Raw genomic sequence first — 4,652 nt, forward strand, 5'->3', positions numbered from 1 at the left:
TGTGGCGACTCAGTCGAGGCGTACTACCTCGGTAGCCGGAACTCTCTCGTACACGGCGACCAGCCCCGAGAGACCGTCGTCTCCGGGTGGGTGTGTCCCGACTGCGGCCGCACCTTAGAGATCGCCGACCACGACATGATGAACGGCGATCCGCACTGGGCGGACGTTCGCGTTCTCGACGAGGAGGTCGATCGCGAATGAGCATCGACGCGCCCTCGACGCCCGACGCGTCGATCGGCTCGCTCCCCGAACCTCGCCTTGAGGACCGACACGGTCCCGAGCCTGTCGCCCACGGCGCCGCGGTCCAGGCCGTTTTCAACGACGTCGACCGAGAGCTCTCGGTTTACTCTGCTGTTCACCAGCTGTGGTACGAAGTCGTCGGCGATCGCGACGAGGAGCCGGGGATCGTCGCCGAGCTCGACGAGCGCGATCACGAGTGGCTCGATGCTCCGACGCCCGGCCGCGAGTGGGTCGTGAAGCTCACCTCGAGCCGCTGGAAGGCCGGAACCGGGACCGGCGACGACTACTCCGCGTACTACAAGTACGATCTCACGCTCCGCGAGCGCGACGAGGACGGTGACCTGTATAAGACCGGACGAGCGTGCTCGCTCCGAGTCCTCCCGCAGTTCGCGGATCTCAACTACAAGGACGGGAGCAATCTCACGCTCCAGTACGGAGAGGGCTCACTGGTCCGCTGTTCCACGACATGGGCGGACGAGGCCGAGGAGGTCGAGGGACGGATGTTCGATCTCCTCGAGGCCGCGCTCAACGTTGATCGCGGTCGTCTCCTCGCGGACCGCGACCAAGAGTCCCGTCGGATCCAGAAGGCCGAGGCGCACCACCGGTTTGATATCGGCTGGAAACGACAGGTCGTCGAGACTCTCGACCGGACTCGCGAGCTGATCGCGTACGGCGGCATGTCGGAGATCGACGCTCACCAGAAGCGACAGCGCGAGGGATACCTGGAGGCGCTCGTCGACGCTGACCGCTGGCACCTTCTCGGCTTCGAGCGCACGCGCTTCGATATCGAGTTGAAGTGCTACCAGGCCGCCGGGTGGGCGGAGATCCCGCGCGAAGACCCGGCGCACCACCCGAAACTCGAGGCGTCGTTCGCCGGCGTCGACGGCGACGGCGCGCTACCTCACGTCGACGAGTGGGGCGAGGTCATGTCGACGCTCCGTACCGTCGTCTCCTCACACCTCGACTGGTCTGGCGTCGGTCGCGAGGAGCTCGTCGCCGACGACTTCCAGGACGGTCCGGGTCTCCCCGAGTACCGGTACCCGCATCCGGCCGGCCGTCGCGAACAGCTCCGCGAGCGTTTCGAGGCCGTCTCGACCGAGGTCTACCGCGAGGCGCTGAAAGCGAACACGCAGGCCGTGTACGACATCCTCACCGTGATCGCCACGGAGAGCGGAGCGTCGTACGACATGCTCGAGGAACGAACCGGTCTCGCCCGCTCGACGATCCGCTACCACGTCTCGCGGCTCGCGGAGATCGGCGTCTGCGAGAAGATCTCGAATCCGGTGCTCGTCGTGTTCCCGTCGCCGGCAGCGCTCGAGTCCTCGAAAGAGATTCTCCGGAGGATCTACCCCGACGACCAGATCGAGAACATGATGGAACGCGCCGAGGAGCGCCGCGAGCGTCGCGAGGAACGCGACGATCCGAGCTCCGTCGGTGACGACGACCAGGACGCCGACGACCTGGAAGACTCTGACGACGCCGGCGACGACGATCGTAGTCGGAACTCCGAGTGGGAGTACTTCGAGGACCTCCGCCTCGAGGCGCACCAGCTGGCGAACGCGCTCGAGAAAGAGTATCTCGACGGTGACGAGGTCCGCGTCAGGACCGATCGGCGGTCCTGGGTAGAGTAGCCCGGAGCGCGGTACGTCGTTTGCGCCCGGTCGACAGCGGTAGCTTCGTCTTTTTCTCGGGTCTTAACCAACACCCCGCGCCTCTCACCCTCCGATGTTGGTTAACGCGGCGCGTCGTCAACGTCGATCGCCCGCCGATCCGGCCGCCGAGTGAGTTTTGCTCTGGCACGCAGTGTATTTTAAAACATAATGATTCTTAATCTCTTGTCGCGGATCGCGCTTTTCGCGGGGTGGAGCGTCGCGAGATCGGCGGTTTCAGCGCTCTCGGTGCGTGGGTAGGTTAGCAGGGGACCCTACGGGTGTAGCCCCTAAGGGGGAGAACAATAACGACCGGAGCCAGAACGGCTCCGGTCTACCGCACCGAACCGCTCCGCGCGTTGAACCTACAGAACGGTCGAAGGACGCCCTCTCCACGGTGAGAACGCGTTGTAGCCGTGGACGGGACCCCGAGAAAGAAGGTTGTCAGGTGGCCTTACGACCTCCCGGCGCGCAGAGCGTTAGTTAGGATGTCGACTGCGGGCTGCACCACGAACTGGTAGACACCACGAGCCGCGTCAGTACCGTCCGAGATGATCGACGACACCGGCGGATCCCAGTAACCGAGCGCGACCAGCCCGAGCAACGTGATCAGGACCGCGACAGCAGCCGTCCCCGTGGTCGAGACCGCGCCGACGGCCGCCCCCGAGACCTGTTTGTACCGACGGAACCGCAGCAGCACGAACCCGGCCGCGATCGCCACGACGACGCTCTCCCTGAAGTAGTTCGACAGCAGGCCGGTGATGATAAGCGGGTCACTCATCGTCGTCCTCCGTGGAGATCTGGAGTCGGTTGACCGTCTCCGGCGTCGACGCTTCCGCGCGCCACGCCGAGATCGCCTGATATGCCAGGTACCCGGCGACGACGACGATCACGATACCCGCTTCTGCCGCGAGCGTCTCGAGGACCTCCGGTGCGAGCGCTTGGACGCCTAGCAACGCGACCACTATGGTCGATCCTACCCACACGCGGAAGTCGAACTGGTCGAACTGCTGTAAGACCAGGAACATCGCGACCGGGACGCTCCCGAGGGATATGATCAGCCGCTCCGTCTCGGTAAACGCGCCCGACGTGAGCAACCACACACCGCCCGCCAGCGTCAGGCCCGCGAGCACGAGCTCGTTCGACAGCGCGCGTCCGAGTACCCCGCCGGCGCGCTCTCCCACGCTCGCCGCTGAGTCCGCGACCGCGTCCGAGGCGGTCCCCTCGTCGAACAGTCGTGTCTGGCGTGCCACGAACGTCAGCCCGACGAGTCCGACCAGCCCGATGAGGAACACGCTCGGACCCGGTAGGAAGCCACCCAGCCCGCTAAACGGCGACGATGTCGTCACCATCGGCGCCGGCCCTGGGATCGCATCGCCGACGCCACCGTCGGAACTCGTCACGGTTCCGTCGTCCTCACGAAACTGTATCACCTGCGTCTCCTCGGAGTCCTCCGTCGACAGCGTCAGCGGACTCGAGGCCATGCCCTCGTCGAGGACGATCTCGCGCGTCTCCGACCAGAGGACGTACGGCTGTCCGTCCGTCGCCTCGGTGAACGTCACGTGGTAGCTGTCTCCCGTGCTGCCACCCGAGGAGACACGGTAGACCGGCTCTCCCTCGTTCAGCCGGCCGTCCGGAATGTCCACGTCGATCGCTCCCGTCTCGACGTCGAACGCGAGCGGAAGCGTCCGGAGCTGTGCCTCGCCGTTGTCCGGCGCGTTCGGGATGCGAATCTCGTTTGTCCCGTCGGCGCTGATCTGCGACGCTTCCTCGTTGCTCCACGAGGCGTTCGCGAGGTAGTGGAGTTGCTGCCCCTGTTCGGTCTCTCCGACGCGGAGGTACACCTCGTCCGACGGGCTGTTCAGTCGGACCCGGCTGTCGAGGTCGTTACCGGCCGCCGTCGCGTTGATGACCTCGAGGTCGGCGCCGTCGACTTGCACTTTCGAGCCGGCCGCCGAGATCTCGGTTGTCCATCCAGCTTTCACGTCTCCGAGATCGACGACGACCGACCCGTTTTCGAGGCGGTGCGTAGGGTTCGGCCGCGGACTCGGTGTCGCTCCCGTCGAGTCCTCGTAGGTCACCGAGATATCCCGGACGGAGACGACGCTCGACGAGGCCCACGGAACGCTTAGCGTCGCGTTCGACGTGTTCTCGCTCCACGTCTTCGAGGTCGTGTACCGCTCCGAGAACGCCTCGGCGGAGTAGTCGATCGTCCGGCTCTCGGAGACGTCGTGGGTCACGTCGACGCCCACCTGTGGGACCGGTCCGCTCGACACCGACGGCAGCGACACAGAGAGGTCGTTCGTCCCCTCGTTGATCCACGAGTCGTTCACCGGAAGCGAGGTGGTCTCGCCGTCCGATAGCGTTCCGGAGTAGCTCGCTGTCTGACCGTTATATTCCACGACGGGATCGCGCGTCTGACTGACCTCCGTCCATGACGCCGACACGTCGACGGGACCGTTGACCGACACGTCCGCAGACTGTGAGCCCGTCGAGAGGTCGACCGACTCTGTGACCGTCTCACCCGGCCCGAGGATCCCCGAGTGAGACACGGTCGATCCGCCGACGCTAACCGATGGATCATCCGTCGCCGTGACCTCGGTCCATGACACCGACACGTCGACCGGCCCGGTCGTCGATATGCCGGCTGTGTGAGTCCCCGGAGAGAGGTCGAGTGTCTCGCTCGTCGAGCCGTCGAGGACGCCATTGTGCGATACCGTATTGCCGTCGACCGTCACCGATGGGTCCGACGCGCCGTATTGC

At 65.5% G+C, this 4,652-nt stretch carries 4 protein-coding genes; 2 read left to right on the forward strand and 2 right to left on the reverse strand.

Going from position 1 to position 4,652, the window contains the following annotated elements; genetic code table 11:
- Together EXE48_RS18545 and EXE48_RS18050 are read left to right on the forward strand one after the other, a co-directional pair.
- The coding region (locus EXE48_RS18545; protein WP_158295145.1) for a hypothetical protein at positions 1-201 on the forward strand (201 nt) is incomplete at its 5' end.
- Complete coding sequence (locus tag EXE48_RS18050) at positions 198-1,871, forward strand: winged helix-turn-helix domain-containing protein (protein WP_137712155.1); 1,674 nt, start codon at positions 198-200, stop codon at positions 1,869-1,871. The genes EXE48_RS18545 and EXE48_RS18050, both read left to right, overlap by 4 nt.
- A 472-nt stretch (positions 1,872-2,343) precedes the next feature.
- Here the strand turns inward: EXE48_RS18050 and EXE48_RS18055 are convergent, their stop codons facing one another.
- Positions 2,344-2,670 (reverse strand): hypothetical protein, encoded by a 327-nt coding sequence (locus tag EXE48_RS18055; RefSeq protein ID WP_137712156.1) that lies wholly within the window; start codon positions 2,668-2,670, stop codon positions 2,344-2,346.
- Positions 2,663-4,652: hypothetical protein (locus tag EXE48_RS18060; protein ID WP_241992036.1), on the reverse strand; the 1,990-nt coding region annotated here is incomplete at its 5' end. The genes EXE48_RS18060 and EXE48_RS18055, both read right to left, overlap by 8 nt.

Source organism: Halorubrum sp. ASP1, assembly GCF_005435135.1.
GTDB lineage: Archaea > Halobacteriota > Halobacteria > Halobacteriales > Haloferacaceae > Halorubrum > Halorubrum tropicale.

What these genes read in the sequence shown, in the direction of transcription:
- EXE48_RS18050 (WP_137712155.1), top strand. Translation starts at nt 198, where the DNA reads ATGAGCATCGACGCGCCCTCGACGCCCGACGCGTCGATCGGCTCGCTC.
- EXE48_RS18055 (WP_137712156.1), bottom strand. Translation starts at nt 2,670, where the DNA reads ATGAGTGACCCGCTTATCATCACCGGCCTGCTGTCGAACTACTTCAGG.